The following is a 24,020-nucleotide window of genomic DNA, read 5'->3' on the forward strand; positions in this document are numbered from 1 at the left end:
TAACCATAGAATGACTATGCAATAATCCAAGTGCCGCGATCAGAAGGCGTTTAATTTGAACAAAACTTAAACAGCAAAGATCAACACGCTCTAAAATTATCAATTACAACATCACCTTCATTGGCTGCCTTTGCAGCCTTTTTTGAAATTTTTGCTTTAAGGGAGTGTTACAGCTCTCTGTGGTCGCCGTGTTTACGCTTTCAATGACTAGGGTACTTCCATTTTTGATAAGCGTATTTCATCTTAACCGATTAATTCCTTTTGATTAATATTACGCTGTTCAATACATGTTGTAATACTGTCTCATGTTGTCGTAAAAATATCTCCTTTCATCGCAACAACCTAATTAACTCGCAAATTAATCCCATGATAGCGCATTTCTATTGTGGCTATTTCTTGCCTATTCCACTATTAGTGTTGATTAGTGCGTACTAATCAACAGCCTAAATTAGCAAAGTCATGTGACTGCAAGATAAATAAAAACAAAGTCACTAAATTGGTGGGGGAGACGTTCGGTTTACTATGCTAAATAGAAACACGAATGAAAAGCCTGCTTTGTCTAACGTGGAAATGACAATATGATTACAACGATAAGAACATTAAAAACATTGCTTGCAAGTACAGCTGCAGCAGCCTTAATAGGTTGCGGTGGTGGTGCAGAAACAAGCACCACTTCAACCAGTGTTGAACCGACACAACCCGTTTCAGATTGGGAAATGGTCTGGAATGATGAATTTGATATTGGTGCCATTGATAGTCAAAAGTGGAACCATGAAGTTAACTGTGTTGGTGGTGGTAATAACGAGAAGCAATGTTATACCGACAATCCAGAAAACTCTTACATTGAAGACGGTATTTTACATATCGTCGCTTTACCTGCTGAAGAAAGTGCTGACTTACCATATACATCAGCACGGTTAAATACTAAGTATAAAGGTGATTTTAAATACGGTCGTTTTGAAGTTCGAGCAAAGCTACCGAGCGGGCAAGGTAGTTGGCCAGCGTTTTGGATGTTACCCACAGATGAATTTTATGGTGGTTGGCCAAAATCCGGTGAAATAGACATTATGGAAGCGGTTAATTTAAAAGTAACTAATGCTGATGGTGAAGTAGAAAACAATGTGCATGGCACACTTCATTATGGTAAAGATTGGCCAGACAATAGCTCTAGCGGTAGGGCGTATCAATTACCTGCGGGTGTAAATCCTGCTGATGACTTTCATACCTATGCGATAGAATGGCAAGAAGGTGAAATTCGTTGGTATGTTGATGATTACTTATATCAAACACAGCGACGTTCAACGGTAAGGTATAATAGTAAAGATGAGCCAGTTGGTTTATCTCATCGGGGTTGGTTTACTGAGTTTTTTGATCAAGGTAGTGGTGAGTTAACAACACATTGGGATAATTCGCCGTTTGATCAAGAATTTCACTTATTACTCAACTTAGCTGTTGGTGGTGATTGGCCAGAGAATGTCAATAATTTAGGTATTGATGCGTCAGCGTTTGCGGATGGTCAACATTTTGAGATTGATTATGTACGTGTGTTTCAATGTCAACAAAACCCAGACACTGGCAAAGGTTGTGAAACGGTTCGTGGTGGTTATGACAGTTTAGATGATGCACTTGAGGAGGGTGAGGCGCCAATTCCGTCGCCGCCTTCTACAGGAGTACCGCAAAATTTAACTATTTTTGATGGCACTGCGAATGTAAATTGGCCCGCATGGGATTGCTGTGGTGGTTCAACACCTATGATTGTTGAAGATGCTGATCAAGGTGATGTGATGGAATTTATGGTAGGGGCAACACCAACAGTAAATGGCTTTACTTCACGTGAAGAATTTATTACCGATCCTGCTGGTAAACCATCACCCTTTGATGCCAGCCCTATTGTAGAAAACGGCACACTTAGCTTTATGATGAAAGCCGTATCATTACCAAATACTGCTGATGCACCTTGGTTGTTGAAAGTTGAAAGCCAAGGCGCTAGTACTGCGGCGGAAATCTCATTGTCTGAAAGTATAGAAGGCGTTTCACCCGTTGCAGGCCAATGGCAAACCTATACATTTTCGTTGCAAACACTTGCTGATGCCGGTCTTGACCTTAGTGCTGTTGATGTGGTGATGATATTTCCTGCATGGGGCAGTGGTGAAGGAGCGGTGTATCGTGTCGCAAATTTAACTATCGGTGCAGAAATCTCAGCGCCATCATTTACTGTTTTTACTGATGAAGCAAAAGCAAGTTGGCCGTTATGGGATTGCTGCGGTGGTTCAACGCCTTTGGTCGTGATTGATGAAGATGATGCTCATGGTGCTGTCGCTGAATTTTCTATCGGTGCTACGCCGACCGTAATGGGTTTTGCGTCGCGTGCTGAGTTTATAACGACACCTGATGTTGAACCTGAACCGTTTGATGCCAGTGCTATTTTATCTAACGGCGTTATTCAATTTGATATGAAAGTGACTTCTGCACCAAATGTAGCTGATGCTGCGTGGATTTTCAAAGTAGAAAGTGATAACGCATCAACTGCGGCAGAAGTCGAATTATCTACCAGCGTTGAAGGTGTGGTACCTACAACAGGTCAATGGCAAACATATACTTTTAACTTGGCGGACTTAGCCAATGCAGGGTTAGATGTTAGCGCAATTGATGTGTTGATGATTTTTCCTGCCTGGGGGAGTGGTGAAGGCGCGATATATCGTGTCGATAATGTGAAAATGTACGATCCTAATGCGACATCTGGCTTTAGTGGCCATGTACTTTTCGCTGATCAAGCTTTAGAGCAGTGGTCAATTTGGGACTGCTGTGGCGGTACAACACCAACCGTTGAAAATGATGATACTGAACATGGTTTAACGGCAGAATTTGTTATTGGTGCAACACCGACTGTTATGGGCATTATGGCTGACGACGATGTGTACTTAGATGCGTCAAGTTTGTTGCTAAACGGTGTGGTGCAATTTGAAATGAAAGTAGAGTCCGCGCCTAACGATAGTAGCGCGGCGTGGCTGTTTAAAATAGAAGCAGGAGATACTACAACGGCTGTTGAACTTGAACTGACAGCAAGCCAAGAGGGTGTCGCACCCGTTGTTGGTCAATGGCAAACCTATACGTTTTCACTTCAAGATTTATTCGATGCAGGGCTTGATATTAGTCAAATTGACGTGATCATGGTTTTCCCTGCATGGGGCAGTGGTGAAGGTGCAGTATATCGTTTGGATAATGTCATGATTTATGACCCTAGCAGTGTCCCGCAAGCACAAACACAAACAATATCATTGACATCAAATTCGCTTTATTACCGTGCAACAAATGAACATGATTTGTTGCCTTCATTTACCTTTGAGTTACTTGACGTTATTAGCGCAACCCCAGTTGTTTTCGCTAATCACACAATGTTGTTATCGCTAGATCTAGCGATAACAACAAGTGATAAGCAGCACTTGCAACGAGCTGTAAAAACGTCGTAACGCTTGGACATTAACGATTTGATTGTTTAAGCATAATCAAATCAATAAAAATTATTGAATAAGTAGGTAAAAATGAACATTACAAATTTTACAAAGTCACCAATCGCACTTGCACTAACCGCTATGTTAACGACAACAACTAGTCCAATAGTGTTCGCGCAAGATGCTGCTTCAAAAAGCAATGAAGTAGAAATTATTGAAGTTAAAGGTATTAAAGGCAGCTTAACACGGGCAATGAATGTTAAACGTGATATGTCGGGCGTTGTGGACGCTATTTCAGCAGAAGAAATGGGTAAATTTCCAGACACTAATTTAGCCGAATCATTACAACGTTTAACGGGGGTATCTGTTAGTCGAAGTAATGGTGAAGGTAGTCAAATTACGGTACGGGGTTTTGGTCCTGACTTTAACTTGATCACCTTAAATGGTCGTCAAATGCCGGGTACGGGTAATACTCGTTCTTATAGTTTAGAAAACCTTGCCTCAGACGGTGTGTCAGCACTTGAAGTTTACAAAACAGCACGGGCTGAAAATCCCAGTGGTGGTTTAGGTGCAACGGTAAATATTGTCACCCGTAAGCCGTTGGCAAGTCCTGGAGAGCGTTATAGTCTTTCAGCGAAAGCAATTCACGATAGTTCAAACGAAGAAGGCAGTGATGTTACACCAGAATTTTCAGCCTTATATTCCAATACGTTTTTAGATGATACGCTAGGGGTCGCATTTTCCTTTACACATCATGAACGTGACTTTCAAAAACAACTGGCTAACATTCAAGGGTGGCAAGCAAATGTTGCATTACCAACAAATTTAGATGACGACAAGGTGGTCGATCCACGTGCGATTGATGATGAAGGAAATCGCATTGGAAATCACTTCTTTCCGCGCGATATGAACTACGGTATTGAAAACGTAGAACGCGATAGAACCAACAGTCATGTCGTTGTGCAATATATGCCAATTGATGCATTGATTGTTTCTGTAGATTACACGCGTACAGAAGCCACAACCGGCGTAAACTCAATCGGTTGGGGGTTATGGAATGATTACGGCGGTAATATTAATGCTTACGAAATTGATGACAATGGTACCGTTGTCTATGCCGACATTAGCGGTAATGATGGCTCTTATACCGCATCACGAGGCACCACTGATGTAGAAGAGGAGTCAATTGGGGTAAATTTTGATTGGCAAATCACTGACACGCTCAATTTGGTGCTTGATTACCATGACTCATCTAGCGATATAGATAATGGCGGTGATGAAGGGTTAGGTAGTTTTGGCTCCCTAGTGTTGGGCTCAGATCAGTTAACCACGAAAACCTATGATTATCGCAATGGTGATATCCCGCTTGCACAAATCTATTGGAATAACGGTACAACAGAACTCGCGCCAGGTGAAATAGATTCACACTTTAGCCAATTTATCCATTCGCCAGGTAAGTCTGAAATTGAACAAGTGCAGTTACATGGTACATGGGAAAATGACGTATTTGATATTCCACTCGTACAAGTGAAATTTGGTGGCGCGTATACCGATCAAACCATGGGTGGCTCTAATGCATGGAGTGGATTGATTGGTGGCTTCTTGTTTAACCCATCATGGCCTGAAATGTTTCCTGATGGCATGTTTGTACGCAATAGCACGGATAACTTTCTGGATGCGTTTAGTAGTGGCGGCGCTAATTTAACCCCTAACTATTATTACACCTTTGATTTTGACGAAGTGGTTGCTCGCTCAGAAGCATTCTTAACCAATGAAGTGCTTGGTGGCGATGATTACTTTGCCACGACTGCTTACCATGATATGGGTACGATTACTCAAGGTTCAGTACAAGAAGAAACCCAAAGTATTTATCTGCAGTCTCAATGGGAATTTGATGTTGCTGAATTTCCGGTACAAGTAAATATTGGCGTTCGCTATGAAGAAACCGAAGTGACTAGTCATGTGTTACAACCTGTACCAACCACTGTGTGGTGGAAGGGTGGTAGTGAATGGCATACTCAGTATTTACCGGGTGACGCCAACTTTTTAGAGCAAACCGGTGAGCATGATGTGTTCTTACCTATGATCGATGTAAAAGTTGATTTGACTGACGAACTAGTCGGTCGTGTGTCATGGGGTAAAACCATTACACGCGCACCTTTAGGCGATTTAGCCGGCGGTAGAAGTTTATCTGGCAGTCCAAAAATTGGCTCGCGAAATGGTGGCGAAGGAAATACCAATTTAATGCCATTTGAGTCAACTAACTTTGATCTAAGCCTTGAGTATTATTACGGTGAGGCCAGTTATGCCTCTGTGGGTTACTTCCGTAAAGAGGTGGAAAACTTTATAGGCAGTCAAATTGTCTCAACAACCATTGAAGGTTTTCACGACATTTATTTAGGCCCTCGCTGGAATCAAGCGGTAGCTGATATTGAATCGCGTGGCGAGCAAGCAACCAATGATGCTATTTTTGCTGAAATACAAGCCAATGGTTCGCCATTAAATGAGCAAGGTTATTTAACACCTGCATCAGATGATCCGCTAATTTCTTGGGATATTCGTCGGCCTTTTAATGCGCCTGATACTAAGACGGTAGATGGCTTTGAAGTTGCCTTTCAGCATTTATTTGGTGAAAGCGGCTTTGGCTTGGGCATCAATGGCACAATTGTCGATGGTGATGTTGAGTTTGACGTGAATAGTTTAGCCCAGCAAACCCCGTTAACAGGTCTAAGCGATTCGGCAAACTTTCAGGCTTTCTACGAGAAACATGGCTTGTCTGTTAAAGCAACGTATGCTTGGCGAGACGAGTACTTAATTGGTGTTGGGCAAAATGAAGGCTCTTCCGATAACCCTCCACAGTTTGCAAAAGCTTTTGGCCAATGGGACTTAAGCGTCAATTATGACATCGATGAGCAAACAACCGTCTTTTTTGAAGGCATTAATATTAATAACGAAACGGAACAAGGTTTTGGCCGTTATGAAGAGCAGTTCTTATTTGCTCGTCAGTATGGCCCTCGTTATGTAGTCGGTGTTCGATATAGCTTTCAATAAGATGGTGGTTGTTCGGCGGAGGGTCTCCGCCGAACTTTTTTATTGTACGAGAAGTCCTCGTGAATTTTTGAAAATTCTTTGATAACAACAGATGAAGGAGTGCTTTATGGCTGAGTTTTCGGTATCAGCAAAGCCTGTAACAGAGCAATTACCACCACAAGATACGAGTAACAACACTTGGGCATTGTGTTCTCTTACTACATTATTTTTTATGTGGGGTTTTATAACTTGTTTAAATGATATTTTAATTCCTTATTTAAAGGGCGCATTTGAACTGTCTTACACTCAAGCTATGCTGATCCAGTTTTGCTTTTTTAGTGCCTATTTCATTGTGTCGATTCCTGCGGGAAATTTAGTGGCAAGAATTGGTTATCAAAAAGGGATTGTTACCGGATTAAGTATAGCTGCATGTGGTTGTTTATTATTTTATCCCGCAGCGTCAATGGAAGTGTATTTATTATTTTTAATTGCGTTGTTTGTGTTGGCCGCAGGGATCACCATATTACAAGTATCAGCAAATCCTTTTGTCAGCGTATTAGGGCCTGTTAAAACCGCACCGTCGCGTTTAACCATGACCCAAGCGTTTAATTCGTTAGGCACGACATTAGCCCCATTTTTTGGCGCATACCTTATTTTTTCTGGCGCAGAGATAACCCCAGAGTCTGGATCTTCTGCTGTACAGTTGCCTTACTTATTACTTGCTGCAGCGTTGCTTTTACTGGCGGGAATTTTTGCAAAATTAACTTTGCCGAATTTAGGAACGGTTAAACAAAACACTGCAAATTATGCTGATGCCCTTAAATTTTCGCACCTCAAACTAGGTGCCATTGCCATTTTCCTTTATGTCGGTGCTGAAGTGGCGATTGGCAGTTTTCTTGTGAGTTATTTAAACGATCCAACTATTGCTGGTTTAACGGAAGCTGAAGCCTCGCGTTTAATTGCCTATTACTGGGGTGGCGCCATGATTGGCCGCTTTGTTGGTGCCATTGTGATGCAACACATTAGCGCGGGTAAAGTACTTGCCTTTAATGCTGTTGCTGCCATTGTACTGTTATTGTTAACTATTTTTTCTTCTGGAGACATCGCAAAATGGTCAGTGCTGGCCATTGGGCTGTTTAATTCCATTATGTTTCCAACCATTTTTAGTCTTGCTATTAGCGGATTAGGACAGCATGCAAGCCGAGGTTCTGGCGTGTTATGTCTCGCTATTGTCGGAGGCGCCATTGTACCGTTACTGCAAGGAATGATGGCTGATGCTATAGGTTTACAGTTAGCATTCTTCTTACCGTTGCTTTGTTATATCTATATTGCTTTTTATGGTGTTAAGGGCTCAGTGCCTACTCAAGTTGAAGGAGTTAAGGAATAATTATGAATGTGTTATTAAAATCTTGTGTGGCGCTGTCATGCATTAGTTTGCTTGGTGCTTGCCAACAAGCGTATAAAACTGAGCAACAACAATACGTTGATAAAGGTAAAGCTGCTGAAGTTTGGCCTGAAATTGTTTCTGACGTTAAACAAGACCCTATTATAGAAAAAAAAGTTGAAGCACTATTGTCAAAAATGACGCTCGAACAAAAAGTCGCGCAAATGATCCAGCCGGAAATAAGAGATATCAGTGTTGAAGATATGCGTCGTTATGGCTTTGGTTCATATTTAAATGGTGGTGGCTCTTTTCCCAATAATGAAAAACACTCAACTCCGCAAGATTGGATCGTATTAGCAGAAAAAATGTACCAAGCATCGATTGATGACAGCATTGATGGAATTGCTATTCCAACAATGTGGGGTACTGATGCCGTACATGGGCACAACAACGTAATAGGCGCGACATTATTTCCCCATAATATCGGTCTTGGTGCTGCGAATAACCCCGCGATGATTGAAAAAATTGCACAAATAACCGCGACTGAAGTCATGGTAACAGGTATTGATTGGGTATTTGCACCAACAGTAGCAACGGTTAGAGATGATCGATGGGGAAGAACCTATGAAGGCTATTCTGAAGATCCTGACATTGTTAAAAAATACGCATATGCCATTGTTAAAGGGCTGCAAGGTCATGCTGGGAAAGATTTCTTAGGTGATGATCGCGTGATCAGTACGGTTAAGCATTTTATTGGTGATGGTGGTACGGTTGGCGGTGATGATCAAGGTGATAATATTGCCACTGAACAAGAGCTGTTTGATATTCATGGCCAAGGCTATGTTGGTGGCCTTACGGCTGGTGCTCAATCAGTCATGGCGTCATTCAACAGCTGGCATGGGAAAAAACTGCATGGTCATAAATACTTACTCACCAATGTGTTAAAAGAGCAAATGGGCTTCGATGGTTTTGTGGTTGGAGATTGGAATGGCCATGGCCAAATTGAAGGCTGTACCAATGATAATTGCCCTCAAGCGGTTAATGCTGGCTTAGATATTTATATGGTGCCTACCGATGCTTGGAAGCCGTTATTGGAAAACACCATTAAACAAGTTAAAGAAGGTGTGATAGCACATTCACGAGTTGATGATGCGGTACGTAGAATTTTACGGGTAAAATTTAGAGCGGGTTTATTTGACAAACCTAGTCCTAAAAATCGTTTATTTTCTGGTAAAACAGCATTAATTGGTCAGCAGTCACATCGCCTTGTTGCTCAGCAAGCAGTAAGAGAGTCATTGGTACTACTTAAAAATAAAGGCAATATTTTACCACTTAAACCTAGCCAACATATTTTAGTTGCAGGCGATGGCGCAGATAACATAGGTAAGCAATCAGGTGGTTGGACGATCACTTGGCAGGGAACAAACAACACCAATGAAGATTTTCCCGGCGGAAGTTCGATTTATCAAGGAATTAAATCGCAGGTAACAAAAGCCGGTGGAAGTGTTGAGCTAAATGTGCAAGGTGAATTTAGTCAAAAGCCGGATGTTGCCGTTGTTGTTTTCGGCGAAGAACCTTATGCAGAAGGACATGGCGATCGTTCAAATTTAGACTATCAGCGCGGCATAAAAAGTGATTTAGCGTTACTGAAAAAGCTAAAAGCACAAAATATTCCGGTCGTCTCTTTGTTTATTAGTGGGCGTCCGATGTGGGTAAATGCAGAGCTTAATGCAAGTGATGCTTTTGTCGCCGTATGGTTACCAGGCTCAGAAGGTAAAGCTGTTGCTGATGTGTTGCTCACCGACGATAAAGGACAAGTTCAGTATGATTTTAAGGGCAAGCTTTCGTTCTCTTGGCCGAAATCAGCTGATCAGCTAGTTAATCGTTTTGATGAGGATAACGAACCACTACTACCTTATGGATTTGGCTTACGCTATGGTGAAGAAAGCTTACTTTCAGATAACTTAAATGAACAATCGGCTAAGGTCAGCGCTGATCAAAGCTATGTTAATTTATTTAATGGACAAGTATCTAAGTTATGGCAATTAAACTTAATAGATGGTGATGATCAGAAAGTTATTAACTCTAGTACTGCGTCATTGACTCATGTTACCTACCGTACTATTGATCGTAACGTGCAAGAAGATGCTTTTACCTTAACGAGTAGCGACGCTACATCTGCAGGTCTTTCAATGACAACTGGTAATGGTTTTCGAGAAGATTTAACCGCCGCACATGAAGCCGGTAATTACCTTGTGATATCAATGCGCCGAAATAGCGGAGAGATAAAGAGCGCTAAGGTTCAATTAAGTTGTGAAAGCATTGGCGACGAGCGAGGTAGTTGCTCTGGCAACGTCAAGATCGATAAAACGCTTAATCATTTACCATTAAATACATGGAAGAATATAGCTATTCCTTTAGAATGTTTTGCAGAACAAGGGGTTAAATTTAGCCAGATTGTTTCCCCTTTTGCTCTGTTAGTCGCTGGTAGTAATAGTATGTCAATTAGCAATATTGATTACCGTTCGATAAAAGAAACAGATCAAGCAGTTAGTTGTCAGTAATTGTTAATTAGGCGCTTTATGATAAAGCCATAAAGCGCTTCCTCCTTAAAACATTAACCCCTACAACTTGACTCTTCGATTTTACCTCATTTAAATAGGTTCATTCACACAACAAATGACAGCGTTGTCAATTGTGCTCAACGGTGATAATGTAAGCATAGGGCGACCTATTTTGTTTATCGTGTATTCAGCGCTATTCGACTTTAGTTGAGTATGCGAAACGATTTACATGCTATATGATGTTGCCACTTATAAAAAATACAATTGTTACTAATGGCGAAGGCGGTTAGTAGAAAGCAAGAATATCTCAAGTTATATTTACGAAGGACTTATCATGCAAGAACTAAAGAGTCGTTATCCTGTATCTGCCAGTGCCAAGGCACATACGCATATTGATACAGAAACCTACGAGAGAATGTATCAACAATCAATCGACCAACCAGATGAATTTTGGGCAGAGCAAGCTAATCAATTCCTTGATTGGTCAAAACCGTTTGATACGGTAAGCAAAGTTGACTTGAAATCGGGCGATATAACATGGTTTGAAGGTGGCAAGCTGAATGTCAGCTATAACTGTATCGATAGACACCTTGCCACAAAGGCAAATGATGTGGCGATTATATGGGAAGGGGATAACCCCGAAGAAGATTTAAAAGTTACCTATCAAGAATTGCATGATCATGTATGTCGTTTTGCAAATTTATTAAAAGCACGCGGTGTCGAAAAAGGTGATCGTGTGTGCATTTATATGCCAATGATCCCTGAAGTTGGCTACGCAATGCTTGCTTGTGCACGCATTGGTGCTGTTCACTCTGTTGTGTTTGGTGGTTTTTCAACTGAATCTATTCGCGCTCGTATTGATGATGCTGATTGTAAAGTTGTGATAACTGCAGATGAAAGCTTACGCGGTGGCCGTGTTATTCCATTAAAAGCTAATGTCGATGCAGCCATTGCAGATTGCCCTAACGTACATTCAGTCATTGTTGTTGAACGTACGGGCGGTGATGTTGCTTACAATGATGCAATTGATGTTAAGTATCAGGCTGCCGTAGCTGATCTAGCAGCAGTATGTGAGCCAGAAGAAATGGATGCCGAAGATCCGCTGTTTATTCTTTACACTTCGGGTTCAACAGGTACGCCAAAAGGGGTATTACATACCTGCGGCGGGTATTCATTGTACGCAGCAATGACACATAAATATGTGTTTGATTATAAAGATGGTGAAATTTATTGGTGTACAGCTGATGCTGGCTGGATCACTGGCCATTCATATATTTTCTACGGACCTTTAGCAAATGGTGCAACTACTCTTGTCTTTGAAGGTGTACCAACCTACCCAGATGCTGGAAGATTTTGGCAAGTATGTGAAAAACACAAGGTAAATATTTTTTATACCGCACCAACGGCAATTCGCGCCTTAATGAGTGTAGGTGATGATTATGTGACTAAATATGATTTATCTGATTTGCGTCTATTGGGCACCGTAGGTGAACCAATTAACCCAGAAGCTTGGCATTGGTATTATGAAGTGGTTGGAAAATCTAATTGTCCCATTGTTGACACCTGGTGGCAAACTGAAACTGGAGGGATATTGATCACTTCATTACCTGGCGCGGTTGATATGAAACCAGGTGCCGCAGGAAAACCATTCTTTGGTGTAAAACCTGCACTATTTGATAAAGACGGTAATACCCTTGAAGGTGAAAACCAAGGCTTATTAGTGATGACGGGCAGCTGGCCGGGGCAATTACGTAGTGTTTATGGCAATCATGAACGCTTCATTGATACCTATTTGAGTCAATATCCAGGTAACTATTTTACCGGTGATGGTGCCAAACGTGATGAAGATGGCTTTTATTGGATAACAGGTCGTGTTGATGATGTTTTGAATGTTTCTGGGCACCGTTTAGGCACAGCAGAAATTGAAAGTGCATTAGTACTTCATCCTGCAGTAGCCGAAGCGGCGGTTGTTGGTTATCCACATGAAGTGAAAGGGCAAGGGGTATATGCCTATGTAACACTTATGGCCAGTGCTACTGAAACTCCTGAACTTAACAAAGAGCTTATTGAATTTGTTGCTAATGAGTTAGGTCGTTTTGCTAAACCAGATTATATTCAGTGGGCACCGGGTTTACCTAAAACCCGTTCCGGCAAAATTATGCGTCGTATCTTACGTAAAATTGCCGAAAATGATATTGGAACCTTAGGCGATACTTCAACATTGGCTGATCCAGCTGTTGTTGATAATCTAATAGATAATCGTATTGTTCATGGTTAATTGTGTATCGTATGAACTAAAGCGCCTTAAGGGCGCTTTTTTTTTTGCTTAAAATTAAGTTTGAAAATGAGAAATAGATTGCCAGACAAAAAATAACATGTAAGAATATCATTACAAATTGAGTAAACAAAACTTTACAGTTGAGTTGGTAATATTTTTTAGTATAGGTTGACTTTGTTGTCTTGTGTTTTTCTGCCGCTAGGCGAGCTGTTTAGCACATATGTATTATTCTTATAAAACTCGCTGTTAAAATTATCTGGAACATAAAATGTCTGAACTTAAATCAAAGGTGATAAGCCCCCAGGGATCACTAAACAATATTCATGTTAATGCTGAAGAAGTGTTATTAACGCCTGAGCAGCTTCGCGAAGAATTGCCGCTGTCAACAAAGGGCCGAGAATTTATCATTAATGCACGACAAGATATTTCTAATATCATTCATAAAAAAGATCATCGTTTTCTCGTGATCAGTGGTCCTTGCTCTATCCATGACGTTGAAGCTGCTAAAGAATATGCTCAACAGCTAAAAACACTGCATGATCAATATAAAGATACCTTATATATTGTGATGCGTGTTTACTTTGAAAAACCAAGGACAACGGTAGGTTGGAAAGGCCTGATTAATGATCCACATATGAATGGTTCATTCGATGTAGAAAATGGCTTAAGAAAAGCACGTGAACTATTGTTATATCTAACGGATTTAGGTTTGCCTTTGGCAACTGAAGCACTAGATCCAATAAGCCCCCAGTATTTAGCGGAACTTTTTAGCTGGTCTGCCATTGGTGCAAGAACCACTGAATCGCAAACACATCGCGAAATGGCAAGCGGTTTATCAATGCCAATAGGCTTTAAAAACGGTACAAATGGTAGTTTAGATGTGGCAATTAATGCGATGCAATCTGCTGCATCAGCACACCGTTTCATGGGAATAAACCAGCAAGGGCAAGTTGCCTTAATTACAACATCGGGTAACCCTGATGGTCATGTTATTTTACGAGGTGGTAAGAAACCGAATTATCAAGCAGATGATATAGCGCTTTGTGAACAGCAATTAGCAAAACATCACTTAGAACCAGGTATCGTTGTAGACTGTTCTCACGGTAATTCAAACAAAGATTATCGTCGTCAACCTATTGTCGCTGATGATGTGGTTGAACAAATTGTTAATGGCAATAAATCTATTATTGGTATTATGCTTGAAAGTCATTTAAATGAAGGTAATCAAAGCGCAAATTTACCAAAAACGGAACTACAATATGGTGTTTCAGTGACTGATGCATGTATTGATTTTAGTACGACAAAAGCATTGCTTATGCGAAGTGTTGATCAATTAGCCACTGTTTTAAAAACGAGAATTCAATAAAGTATAGTTATGGATAAACCAGACATCACTGTTGAGCTTACGGCTTTACGAGACCAAATAGACGAGGTAGATAGCCAATTAGTTGTGCTTCTTGCAAAGCGTCGTACGATTACCAGTAAGGTTGGTGCGCTGAAAAGCCAAGTAGGTATGCCAATTTATGCGCCTGATCGAGAAACTCAGCTGTTGATGAAACGTCGAGAGCAAGCTGAGCAAGCGGGCGTTTGTCCTGAGCTTATAGAAGATATTCTTCGTCGATTAATGCGAGATTCTTATCGAAGCCAGGATGCCAGTGGTTACCGCTGTGTAAACCTTGATTGCAGAAAAGTAGTCCTCATTGGTGGGGCTGGACAACTTGGTGCAGTATTTGTTGATTTGTTCACTCGCTCTCATTACGCGGTGGAAATACTGGAGCATGACGATTGGCCTAGAAGTAAAGAGATACTTGCTGACGCTAGTTTAGTGATAGTTTCAGTGCCAATAAGGTTAACCACCAACATTATTGGACAGTTATCCCAACTGCCTGATGATTGTATTTTAGCGGATTTTACCAGTGTAAAAGCATCGCCATTGTTTGAAATGATGAAGGTGCATAATGGGCCTGTGGTTGGTTTACATCCTATGTTTGGTCCAGATGTTTCTGGTTTGATTAAACAAACTATTATTGCATGTGAAGGTCGTTCACCAGATAAATATCAATGGTTATTAGAACAGTTCACTGTTTGGGGAGCTAAAATTCATGCCGTTAGTGCCCATCAACACGATGATGCCATGTCGATGGTACAAGTAATGAGACACTTTTCTACTATTGCTTATGGCTATCATTTAATGGCTGAAGGCGCTGAAATATCTCAATTGGTAGAGATGAGTTCACCTATTTACCGTCTAGAGTTGATTATGGTAGGGCGATTGTTTGCGCAAAATCCTATTTTATATACGGATATTATTTTTTCAAACCGTGAAAATGTTGCCATGATGAAGCGTTTTGCTTATCGTTTTCTTGAGTTATTAGAAGATGTAGAAATGGGCGATAAAACCGCTTTTGTCAGCATGTTTAATCAGGTTTCTGATTGGTTTGGTGATTATGCAGAAACCTTTTTACATGAAAGTAAAGCCATGTTATTAAAAGCAAACGAATTAAAAAAACATTGATATAACATGAAAAAACAATTTTTGAGCTGTTGTTTAAGCATTGGTTTGTTAGCAGGTTGTGCCTTAAATGATACAGAGCAGATGGCAGAGGGCGATATATCACGGCAACAGTTACTGTCTTCTCAAGTGCAATTTTCTAATGGTTACCACCAATTTCATCTTAGTGAGGAAAAAACGGCATTAATACGGGAATGGCCCGATAGTACTCACTTTGATGTTTATTTTGGTACATGGTGCCATGATAGTGAACGCGAAGTGCCGAAGTTATTGAAAATTATGGACGTAAATAAAGCGTTTTCGCATCAGTTGATCGCGTTAAATTATCAAAAAACAGAAGCAAAAGGACGAGCTAAAAAAGCGGGAGTGCAGTTTACACCAACGATTGTTATTTATGTAGATGACCAAGAAATCGGTAGAATTATTGAGCGTTCAAGAAAATCATTAGTGGATGATATAGATAAGATGATAAAAAAACACAACGCCTAGGCGTTGTGTTTTTTGTTACTCTTCGTCGTCAGATTTAAACAAACAATGCTTGGTATAATCGGCAGCTTCGTTAGCTGTCCAATCTCCTTTGGGCTTTTCTTTCATCGCTTCACACCATGCTTTAGAGCCCACTTCAGGGGCACAAGCAACTAGTAATATTGAAGTGCATATTACAGCAATTACTTTAGTCATTTAGTTTGTCCTTTTATACCAATTGAAATAAATAATGTTTAAAATCGAAAAGCAATGCCGATGACGACATTTGCTTCAAACCAAAGGTTATCTTCAAATTGTGCATGGCAGCTTTCAGCTTGGCAAAATATATTATCGTCTTCATCAACTAAGCTTGCATAACCTCTAAGCTCAGTAAAAAACGATAGATTATCTGAAAACTCGTAGCGAGTACCTAAAGCAAGTGTTGCTGAAGGATAGAGCTCATTGTTTTGTTCAGTTTCAAATGCTGCGCCACCTAAACCAAGAGATACGGTTGTTGTGTAGTTTTCTTGCTTAAAAAGCGCAAGACCATTGAAGTGACCATATAAAATGTCGAGTGATTGCTGGCTTTGATCATACTCGCTAATGAAGTCATGTTTAACGTGGTTAAAAAGTACTTGCCCCATACCGGTTGGTGAATCAAACCAAGCGATTCCTAAACCATAATTGATACCGTCATCAATGGTAATAGTTTCGCTATTGTTGATACCGTTCAAATCGGGCGCCCAAGATTGACCCACATGAGCACTAAATTCCCACTCTGAAGCCTTAACGGAATTGTTCACCATCATCAAAGAAACAATGATTATCATTATTAAAATACTGTATTTCATTGCAGCAATCTCTCAGTAACGTTGTTAATTAAATAATTCAGATAACTTTTCTTTCGCTTTTTCTTTGATTTTTTCTTTTGCTTTGTCTTTGAGTTTCTCTTTTTGTACTTTTTTGGTGTGACGCCAAATTTCAGACAACGCTTCTTTAATAATAACACTCCCTAATTGGCTCGCAGGCAACCCTTGTTCACCACCAATATTGGTCAAGGTAATATCTGGTAATGTTGCTTGATGTTCTTTATTGCCTAATGCTGATAAATCCATTGATAACGCAGTGCCTGCTAAAATAACCTTTTTAATCGCTATTTTGGGCTCAGCTTTCGTGCTTGGCGCTTCTTCTGCTTGTGATTTAGGTAAGTTTTTTCCGATAGTATCGATTAACTCTTTGATGTTAGCATTTCCTTCCTTGGTGAACTCTACAAATGCTTCAGGTTTTTGAATAACGATAGCATCTAAAACAATAGGTTCTTCAATCAGACTTTCAATATTAATATCGAGAGTGATTTCGCCTAAAGTGAATGCATTTGGGTAGTTGTATTGGCTAGGGTTAGGTAGATTTAAACCATAAATGCTGCCTGCACCTTTGGCTAATTGAATGTCGACTTGACTAACGGTCACATTTTGTTCTGTTACCTGATGCCCAACAGTTTCAATTTGTGTTTTGACATATTCATTTAGTGAGCCACCAGCAATAAACCATAATGCTCCGCCGCAAAGAAGTAGAATTACTACAATAATTGAAGAAATAACTTTCACTTAATCCATCCTGTTAGTTTCGTGATATGGTTTTTCTTAGTATATCGGGAATTTTACTAAATGTTTGCACTTCTCTGAAATTTCTTCATAAATTTATTACGTATGAAGACTATTGAGTATTTATTGCGATATGTTTAGCGGCTTGAATAGTCGTTTTTACGTGACATGTTAACGTGAAATTCACACGCTAACATGCAACATTACCTACGAGAATATCTATGAACTGGTGTTTAGCGCACTGCTAGGTACACTGGTTGGATTAATATGTTCGATAGGGTAACAACCGAGTACTTTGATAAAATTTGTGATTGACGTTAACGATCTTATCGCCTCTTGCATGGTAATTTGCTTTAGGTTTGCTTCTACATCAATATAAAACATTTCTTCCCAAGGGCGACCTTGAATCGGCCTTGACTCTAGTTTACACATGTTAATACCGGCATTTTTGAGGATCACTAAACACTCAACTAATGCGCCAGGTTTTTGTCCTGTAGCAAGAATAAAAGTGGTTTTTGCAGGAATTTGCTCGGCAACTTCTATTGGCTTTCTTGCGACTAAAATAAAGCGACTATGGTTTTCTGATTGATTAGCGATTGCTTTTTCTAGTGCATGCAAATTGTACAGTTTTCCACCTTCTTCACTGCCTATAACAGCAACAGTTGGATCTTGTAATTCATTTGCTTTTGCCATGGCTTCTGCAGTGCTTTCGCAATACTCAATGCGCATGCCACTTTGTTTATCAAGAAAGTTACTACATTGTGCGAAAGGTTGGCCGTGGGCGTAAATCGTTTTGATATTGCTAAGGCTGGTATTAACTGCAGTAAGTAAACAATGTTCAATTGGCTGGGTAATTTCACCAACAATTGAAAGGTTAGTGTGTTGCAATAAGTCGTAAACTTGATTGATACCGCCTGAACTTGTATTTTCGATTGGCAGCATTCCGTAGTCTGCGTGTCCTGATTCAACCTGTTGTAAAATTTCACTAAAGCTTTGGCAACCATGTTCGATAATTTTTTCTGCTCTTCTCGAAAAGTAACGGTGACTGGCTAAATAGCTATACGAACCTTTGTTGCCTAAAAAAGCCACACTCACTGCTGGCATTTCAATGTTAGGGTTAGCAAGTGTTTGTAAATAAGCCTGTTGATTTAACACTGAATCTTCAATGATGGTTTGAAAAACGCTGGTAACATAGTGGGCATCAAGGCCATATTCTCTACCTTGCTTAATTAGGCGAACGAGCAAATCTTGCTCGCGTTGTTGGTCACGGACAGGTCTAATTTGATGCGCTTTGCTTTTAGCAACATTTAGCGTAAGTGAACGGCGTTTTGCAAATAACGCAAGTAATTCTTGATCAAGTTGCGTTATGTGTTCTCTGATTTTATTAAGATCTAATTCTTCGCTTACGGACATAAGGGGTGTTTCCAACGTTACTAATAATAAAGATTCTTCTTGGCATAAAAAAACCTCCGCTTGGGAGGTTTATCGCTAATTCTGTACGACAACAACTCTCCCTAGTGCTGGGTTCTAAAAAAGATAAAAGAGAGTGTTATATTGTTCATCGGTTTACTTTAGCTAGCACGCCGGTGTTTTTCAACAATTTATTTATACCTATTTGACATCAACCGTTTGTACTTTGCTATATAAGCCAGCTTTTGGCATGCATTACGGTAAACACTGCCACACAATGGTTAACGCGCACAATAAACTAATACCCCAAATAATACTACGCAACGTACTAATATTAGCCAAATAGAGAATGTGATAAAAGATGCGCGCAACAATATGGGCTATAGCAAGTTGCTGAATGAGTTCTCCAGTATGGTTAGTTGCGATCGCTAAAATAACCGCAGGCGCAAAAATAATGACAGATTCGAAGGCATTTTGGTGAGCTGCTAATGCGCGAGCACCAAACCCGGTTAATTTTGCTTGTTGGCTTCTTGGGGCCTTGTTGTTGTAGCCTCCAAGTTTGTGCATCGCAATTGCAACAGGTAATTTAGCAATATACGGCAACAATAGGGCAATGAGTAAACAGCTGATGAGAAGAGTCATGTTGGTTCCTAATAACTTAGCAAGGTTAGTGTATATTTAGTTTTTCCAGGTAAAAATGGGGATGTCTTACCGTCCAGCCAATCTTGATGCCCTACTGCAAAATAAGGGCTCCAAGGATGGCTTGCTTGACTCGTGGGCATATGAAAAATACCATGCTCTTCATAGCCTGGTGATACTACCATACGCTGAGAAGCTCCAAAGTGAGCACTTTGTACTCTTGGCATATAACTATCACCCGGCATGGGTGTTGTTGGCATTGATAACCAACTCGAGAGCAGTGGTAAGCCTTTCGCTAACGGGTGTTGTATCGCAGCTGTATTTTGTTGCCCCCACGTTGCGCTAGTAAGGTCTTGATCTTTCGTTAGCGTTTGAAAGGTTTGCTCAAATGCCAAGATAAAAGTTTGCTGCCACTCTTCATCTGGCAACCATAAGAAGTTATTCGGTTGTTGGGTGACTAATTGCCATAGCGGTATTTCTAATTGATGGCGGATGGAACGAATTTCAAAAGACTTATCAATGTTTTCCATGTTAGCTGCTAATTGACTAAATACGCGATCACGGAGCGCTAAACGAAAGTTTCTGATCAAACGATAGCTTACTGAATCGACACTTGCCGATAGTTCGGTTTCTGCGAGTAATAAGGTTTTTGCTTCTTGCCAATCAGGGTATTGCTCAATGATATCGGTAGTTAATACCTGATCGATAATAAATTCATGCCAACGATCTAAAAATACAGCGTTATCATCAAGTGCAATATCCAGTAGTGTTGTTTCATCGAAAGAGTTTTCTGCAAATAAGCGTTGTGAAATTTGTTTCGCACGTGCACCTAATGCGTAACCGCCGTTGCCTAGTTTTTTCAGCATATCTCCGCCAACAACACGGGCATTTGCCGTCCATAATCGTTGTGTTTTTGGATTATAAATGCTGGGGTAATCTTTGGCTGGCAAATATCCATTCCATTGATACTTACCCTTCGCCCACGATACAGGTGTTTCACCAAAGGGTTTATTTCGTTTAGGGATCTTTCCTATTATTGTCCAGCCAATGTTACCGTTTTTATCCCCAACAACCATATTTTGTGCTGGAATACCGGTATTTGCTGCAACGGTAAATGCTTGTTTTACCGTTGCAGCCGATTCTAATTTCAATAAGCCTAAATTCACTGCCGTCGAGTCGTGTGCTGTCCAGCGATAAGCAAGTAATTGACCTAAATGGTTTTTACCAATAACAGGTCCCCAAATAGTTTCTTGAAGTTGTACTTCTTCTGAAAGTTGTTGCTTAATTGCTACCATTTGTGTGGTGTTGATAAAAGGTTTAAAACCTTCTGGTGTGAGGTACTCAGTGTTTTGCTCATTGGTTTCTAATACGATCACATCACTAAAGTCGCCATAACTATTGGTGAAACCCCATGAAATATGACCGTTACTGCCTGAAACCATGGTAGGGGTGCCGGGCAGTGTAATGCCAGTTATATCGGTTGTAGCATTATTGTCTTGATATATAAACCGGGCACGATACCAAGTGTTAGGAATACGTAACGTTAAATGCATGTCGTTAGCGACAATAGCACTACCTGTTTGAGATAAAGCGCCTGAAACTGCCCAATTATTAGAGCCAGGTAATGCTTCGGTGTGTTTGTGTGTATTAAAAGCATCAACTAACGTTAATACTAAAGAATGGGTGTTCTTTGATGGAATTGTTGAAGATGTTGCACTAGGCCAAGGCGTGTCTGGTAGTGGTGCTGGTTGATATGAAGTGCCATCTAATGCGGCGTCCCAAACACTGCCTTTGGGGTTTAAAAATTGATATACCTTGTCATTTAACAACGTTTGCAATAATCCTAGTGTTCTTTCTCGCTTTCCATCTTTATGTTGTAAATCTAAATACATAGAAAAGACAGCTAAAATACTGTCTTCTGGACGCCATTCAACTGGTCGCTGTTGTAACAATAAATATTCGAAGGGGTAAGCTTTTAAACGTCTTAAACCTTCGTTTACACCTGTAGTGTAGGCATCAAGTATTATCTTTTCGTAAGGTGAAAGCTGTTGAACGATATCTTCTGCACGTTGACGAAACCGATGGATCCGAACTGATTTGTCATAGGAAAGTGCAGTGGCACCAAATAAACTTGATAATTCACCAGCGGCGTTTCTTCGTAAAGTGTCCATTTGAAAGAAGCGCTCTTGGGCATGTAAAAAGCCGGTAGCAAGCGCTAGATCTTGCCTATTATCTGCTGTGATGGTTGCCACACCGTTACTGTCGCGCTCTATCATAACGCTTTTTTCTAAGCCAAATAATGTTGTTTTACCTTCAAGTTGTGGTAATGAGCCATCTATTTGGCTGTATAGCCATGTTGCTGCCATCGAAATGATTAATAACAGTAGTAGTAAGCCGGCAGCGAGAGATTTTTTTACGCGATTCATCAGTAGGTAAATAAAGGTAAATGTCTTATAAATTTAGAGTACCTGAAATGTGAGAAAGGAACAATGTACGATACTTACTTCGCCTTTAACTGGGCTGAGTTGTTGATGGAAGTGCGCAGTAATAAGGAAAAACTCCGTGATATAACAGTTTGATAAATAAAAAAGCTTACCGTTTCAGTTGATTGGCTAATTTCTTATCCCGAGTTCAGGTTAAATACAGCGGTTAGATCGTGAGATTATAGAACGCTGTAAAAACGAGCGATTGTCTTTGTAAAAAAAGTGTTAGCCGAAAGCTAAAAACAATGTAATAATCATAGATAGTGCAAGGACATGGCATTTCGCCAATCGCAATTCTTTTTTCGGTCAGTTGTTCAATCGTTTATCAAACAAGATGTTTTTGCTTGACCATGTTTGTTTATAGTGCAACACATCTAGATTGATGTGTGGGCGTATTTTAGTAGAGAATAAAAATGTCACAAACACATTCACGTTATATCCAAGTTGGCGATTGGTATTTTGAAATCAAAGCCGTTCGTGCATTGAAAGTTGATGAGTATGGTGAGCCATATCAAGCTATTGCAAATTGTAATATTAATGGCAATAAAATGTACATTGATGGTTTATTGAATAAAGATGATGATGAGTTTTCTAAGCATGACTTTAAAAGCTTTTATCAATTTGCTCAAAAAATTGGCTTAGATGAAATTTCATATCACCGCTTCCAAAATGGCGAATCGGTTCATAAAGAAATACTTGTTGCACCAGAGAAACAAGTAACGGCTTCAAAAACTGTCAAGAAAAACCCTCAAGAAGAAGTCAAGCCTGATGTTGTACCTATGCGTTTGGTCAAATAATACCGTAACCATTTTCGTGTAGTGTGAAGGTTGTTTCACAACTGAAACGCATGTCATTAAAACTTACAAATAGCGAATTGCTATCTTAGCGTAGCGTTGGTAACGTTAAATTACGCTCGTTAATGAATGAAAACTCATGTCTATTGTTAGTCCATGGAAGCACGACTTTCCAGTTTATCTATCACACGCACACCCTAATCTTTGTTATTTAGATTCTGCCGCCACATGCTTAACTCCAAAACATGTCGCTGATGCGGTGTTTCACTATCAATGTTATGCCCATGCAAATAGTCATAAAGGCTTATATCAGCTGAGTGCCAGTGTGACTGAAAGAGTCGAACAAGCTCGCGAGAAAGTCGCACATTTTATTGGAGCACAAAGTGGCGAGAATATCTCGTTTAATCATGGTACCACTGATGCTATTAATATGGTGGCATATAGCTTTGTTGAACCTTTGCTTATCGAAAAACAAGATGGCGACCAAGCTAATATAGTGATCAGTGCAGCTGAACATCATGCTAATTTACTGCCTTGGCAACGTTTAGCTCAACAATACAATGTTGAGTTGCGAATTGCGCCTTTGAACAAAGATGGCACAATCAATCAAGCAAACTTATCCGCATTGCTTGATAGCGATACAAAATTATTGGCAATTACACATTGCTCTAATGTACTTGGGTTGATGAATCCGGTATCTAATATCTGTCGTATTGCTCGTAATAAAGGTATACCAACGTTAATTGATGGTGCACAAGCCATTTGTAAAGGGTCAGTCAATGTCAGTGAAATCGATTGTGATTTTTATGTATTCTCAGCCCATAAAATTTATGGTCCAACAGGCTGTGGCGTTTTATACGCAAAAGGAAACCTTTTTGATAACATGCGCCCGTATCAATTAGGAGGCGGGGTAATTGAGTCAGTAAGTTATCAACAAAGTCGTTTTATTGCTGGTCCGCTCAAATTTGAACCGGGATCTCATAATGTTGCTGCGATTGTTGGCTTAATTGAAGCGATTGATTACATGGCGGACATTTCATGGCATGATGTTAATCAATATATTGATAACTTAGCAGGATATTTGCATTCAGAGCTTGAAAAATTACCCTTTTATCAACCGCTGATAAAGCGATGTGCCACCGATGTCGAGGAGAAAATTCCTACTTTGGTAAGTTTTCAAGTTAAAAAAGTACATTGCCATGATATTGCCAGCTTACTTGATAATGATGGCATTGCAATTCGTGCAGGCCATCACTGCGCGCAACCGTTACATCAAACATTGGGTGTTAACGCAAGTATACGCGCGTCATTAGGGTTGTATAATGATGTCTCAGATATTGATAAATTAGTGGCTAGTTTAACAACGGCACATAAAATGATGGCACTTTAATGTTGGAGTTATGCA

The 24,020-nt window shown here is 40.2% G+C and carries 16 protein-coding genes; 10 read left to right on the plus strand and 6 right to left on the minus strand.

The window, feature by feature from the left end; translation table 11 throughout:
- The first annotated feature begins 578 nt into the window (after nt 1-578).
- From BI291_RS09325 to BI291_RS09360, 8 genes are all read left to right on the plus strand, one after another.
- The gene (locus BI291_RS09325) at nt 579-3,470 is read left to right on the plus strand and encodes a glycoside hydrolase family 16 protein (protein ID WP_074498489.1); all 2,892 of its coding nucleotides are present in this window, start codon (nt 579-581) and stop codon (nt 3,468-3,470) included.
- Nucleotides 3,471-3,542: 72 nt separating this feature from the next.
- Nucleotides 3,543-6,503, plus strand: a complete 2,961-nt coding sequence (locus tag BI291_RS09330; protein WP_074498490.1) for a TonB-dependent receptor — start codon at nt 3,543-3,545, stop codon at nt 6,501-6,503.
- A 211-nt stretch (nt 6,504-6,714) separates the two neighbouring features.
- The gene (locus BI291_RS09335) at nt 6,715-7,869 is read left to right on the plus strand and encodes a sugar MFS transporter (RefSeq protein ID WP_254849556.1); all 1,155 of its coding nucleotides are present in this window, start codon (nt 6,715-6,717) and stop codon (nt 7,867-7,869) included.
- 2 nt (nt 7,870-7,871) lie between these two features.
- Nucleotides 7,872-10,430, plus strand: a complete 2,559-nt coding sequence (locus BI291_RS09340; protein ID WP_074498492.1) for a glycoside hydrolase family 3 protein — start codon at nt 7,872-7,874, stop codon at nt 10,428-10,430.
- Between the two features lie 334 nt (nt 10,431-10,764).
- The gene (gene acs, locus BI291_RS09345; protein ID WP_074498493.1) at nt 10,765-12,708 is read left to right on the plus strand and encodes an acetate--CoA ligase; all 1,944 of its coding nucleotides are present in this window, start codon (nt 10,765-10,767) and stop codon (nt 12,706-12,708) included.
- Nucleotides 12,709-12,976: 268 nt separating this feature from the next.
- A complete protein-coding gene (locus tag BI291_RS09350; protein ID WP_074498494.1) occupies nt 12,977-14,074 on the plus strand; it encodes a 3-deoxy-7-phosphoheptulonate synthase in 1,098 nt (365 codons plus the stop codon).
- 9 nt (nt 14,075-14,083) lie between these two features.
- Complete coding sequence (gene tyrA / locus BI291_RS09355) at nt 14,084-15,223, plus strand: bifunctional chorismate mutase/prephenate dehydrogenase (RefSeq protein ID WP_074498495.1); 1,140 nt, start codon at nt 14,084-14,086, stop codon at nt 15,221-15,223.
- Between the two features lie 6 nt (nt 15,224-15,229).
- The gene (locus BI291_RS09360; protein WP_074498496.1) at nt 15,230-15,709 is read left to right on the plus strand and encodes a thioredoxin family protein; all 480 of its coding nucleotides are present in this window, start codon (nt 15,230-15,232) and stop codon (nt 15,707-15,709) included.
- A gap of 15 nt (nt 15,710-15,724) precedes the next feature.
- Here BI291_RS09360 and BI291_RS09365 read toward each other — a convergent pair whose 3' ends face one another.
- The 6 genes from BI291_RS09365 to BI291_RS09390 all read right to left on the minus strand — a co-directional run bounded on the left by BI291_RS09365 (nt 15,725) and on the right by BI291_RS09390 (nt 21,764).
- Entirely contained in the window at nt 15,725-15,901 is a 177-nt protein-coding gene (locus tag BI291_RS09365; RefSeq protein ID WP_074498497.1) for a DUF3012 domain-containing protein, read from the minus strand.
- 38 nt (nt 15,902-15,939) lie between these two features.
- Complete coding sequence (locus BI291_RS09370) at nt 15,940-16,536, minus strand: hypothetical protein (protein WP_074498498.1); 597 nt, start codon at nt 16,534-16,536, stop codon at nt 15,940-15,942.
- A 24-nt stretch (nt 16,537-16,560) separates the two neighbouring features.
- Entirely contained in the window at nt 16,561-17,292 is a 732-nt protein-coding gene (locus BI291_RS09375) for a hypothetical protein (RefSeq protein ID WP_074498499.1), read from the minus strand.
- Between the two features lie 216 nt (nt 17,293-17,508).
- Nucleotides 17,509-18,702: a chorismate mutase gene (locus BI291_RS09380; RefSeq protein WP_074498500.1), complete on the minus strand. Its 1,194-nt coding sequence runs from the start codon at nt 18,700-18,702 to the stop codon at nt 17,509-17,511.
- A 252-nt stretch (nt 18,703-18,954) separates the two neighbouring features.
- A complete protein-coding gene (locus BI291_RS09385) occupies nt 18,955-19,341 on the minus strand; it encodes an MAPEG family protein (RefSeq protein WP_074498501.1) in 387 nt (128 codons plus the stop codon).
- A gap of 8 nt (nt 19,342-19,349) precedes the next feature.
- A complete protein-coding gene (locus tag BI291_RS09390) occupies nt 19,350-21,764 on the minus strand; it encodes a penicillin acylase family protein (RefSeq protein WP_074498502.1) in 2,415 nt (804 codons plus the stop codon).
- Nucleotides 21,765-22,234: 470 nt separating this feature from the next.
- Between BI291_RS09390 and BI291_RS09395 the strand changes: the two genes are divergently transcribed.
- Nucleotides 22,235-22,618 (plus strand): hypothetical protein, encoded by a 384-nt coding sequence (locus BI291_RS09395; protein ID WP_074498503.1) that lies wholly within the window; start codon nt 22,235-22,237, stop codon nt 22,616-22,618.
- Nucleotides 22,619-22,754: 136 nt separating this feature from the next.
- Nucleotides 22,755-24,005, plus strand: a complete 1,251-nt coding sequence (locus tag BI291_RS09400) for an aminotransferase class V-fold PLP-dependent enzyme (RefSeq protein WP_074498504.1) — start codon at nt 22,755-22,757, stop codon at nt 24,003-24,005.
- Nucleotides 24,006-24,020: the final 15 nt, after the last annotated feature.

The organism is Thalassotalea sp. PP2-459, from assembly GCF_001913705.1.
Lineage (GTDB): Bacteria > Pseudomonadota > Gammaproteobacteria > Enterobacterales > Alteromonadaceae > Thalassotalea_C > Thalassotalea_C hakodatensis.

Bases quoted from the DNA above. Each gene is read 5' to 3' on its own strand.
- BI291_RS09325 (WP_074498489.1), top strand. From the start codon at position 579: ATGATTACAACGATAAGAACATTAAAAACATTGCTTGCAAGTACAGCT.
- BI291_RS09330 (WP_074498490.1), top strand. From the start codon at position 3,543: ATGAACATTACAAATTTTACAAAGTCACCAATCGCACTTGCACTAACC.
- BI291_RS09335 (WP_254849556.1), top strand. From the start codon at position 6,715: ATGTGGGGTTTTATAACTTGTTTAAATGATATTTTAATTCCTTATTTA.
- BI291_RS09340 (WP_074498492.1), top strand. From the start codon at position 7,872: ATGAATGTGTTATTAAAATCTTGTGTGGCGCTGTCATGCATTAGTTTG.
- acs (WP_074498493.1), top strand. From the start codon at position 10,765: ATGCAAGAACTAAAGAGTCGTTATCCTGTATCTGCCAGTGCCAAGGCA.
- BI291_RS09350 (WP_074498494.1), top strand. From the start codon at position 12,977: ATGTCTGAACTTAAATCAAAGGTGATAAGCCCCCAGGGATCACTAAAC.
- tyrA (WP_074498495.1), top strand. From the start codon at position 14,084: ATGGATAAACCAGACATCACTGTTGAGCTTACGGCTTTACGAGACCAA.
- BI291_RS09360 (WP_074498496.1), top strand. From the start codon at position 15,230: ATGAAAAAACAATTTTTGAGCTGTTGTTTAAGCATTGGTTTGTTAGCA.
- BI291_RS09365 (WP_074498497.1), bottom strand. From the start codon at position 15,901: ATGACTAAAGTAATTGCTGTAATATGCACTTCAATATTACTAGTTGCT.
- BI291_RS09370 (WP_074498498.1), bottom strand. From the start codon at position 16,536: ATGAAATACAGTATTTTAATAATGATAATCATTGTTTCTTTGATGATG.
- BI291_RS09380 (WP_074498500.1), bottom strand. From the start codon at position 18,702: ATGTCCGTAAGCGAAGAATTAGATCTTAATAAAATCAGAGAACACATA.
- BI291_RS09385 (WP_074498501.1), bottom strand. From the start codon at position 19,341: ATGACTCTTCTCATCAGCTGTTTACTCATTGCCCTATTGTTGCCGTAT.
- BI291_RS09390 (WP_074498502.1), bottom strand. From the start codon at position 21,764: ATGAATCGCGTAAAAAAATCTCTCGCTGCCGGCTTACTACTACTGTTA.
- BI291_RS09395 (WP_074498503.1), top strand. From the start codon at position 22,235: ATGTCACAAACACATTCACGTTATATCCAAGTTGGCGATTGGTATTTT.
- BI291_RS09400 (WP_074498504.1), top strand. From the start codon at position 22,755: ATGTCTATTGTTAGTCCATGGAAGCACGACTTTCCAGTTTATCTATCA.